Source organism: Phyllobacterium sp. P5_D12, assembly GCF_054049495.1.
Map to the genome: position 1 here is coordinate 1 of NZ_JBFUMG010001097.1, position 718 is coordinate 718.

At 52.1% G+C, this 718-nt stretch carries 1 pseudogene; it reads left to right on the plus strand.

What is annotated here, in order from left to right:
• Positions 1-147 precede the first annotated feature (147 nt).
• Positions 148-718: pseudogene (locus ACXJ5O_RS28915) on the plus strand (hypothetical protein); the annotation flags it as partial.

Below are 718 nucleotides of genomic sequence, written 5' to 3' on the forward strand. Positions count from 1 at the left end.
GGCCGGTGCCAATGGCTTGATTCACTTCAAAGGTGTTTGCCCAGCTTGTGGCACTACCTTGAGCATCCTTCGATCTGCCAAACAGATTGATGCGATCAAGGCTCTGCTGATGGTGACCAACAACGTCGTGAAAGTAGATTAATTCAGATGACTTCACCTTATACCAAACGCTCGAAAGCACCGCTTCAAAAGAAAACTAAAAATGCTCGCGCATTGGATGCCATCGCATCCAATGCGCGAGTCGTACATCGTTATCTTGAGTTCCTGAAACACGCCCAGCAGCTTGCCAAAACAAGCGTTAATATCGCAGCAGATTTCCTCACCGAATTCCAGCGGCTCACCAAGTTCCGGGATTACAAAAAATTTACGCCGCAACACATTATCGCCTACAAGGAGGCTCTGTCCACCCAAGTGGGCAAGAGCGGCGAACCTTATTCGATGGCCTCATTGGTGGCGCGCGTACGCCGCGTTCGGTCATTCGTCATTTGGCTGTCAGATCAGCAAGGTTATCGTTCAAGGGTCGGCCGCACGCTTTCAGAATACCTGACGTTGTCTAACCACGATCTGCGCATTGCTGCGGCCCGCCGGTCGCGCCCAGTGCCTTCGATCGAACAAATTCGGTATGTGCTTCAATCGATGCCCAAGGATTGTGGTATTGCACTGCGCAACCGCGCATTGGTCGCGTTCACGTTGCTTAGCGCTGCACGCATTGATGCCG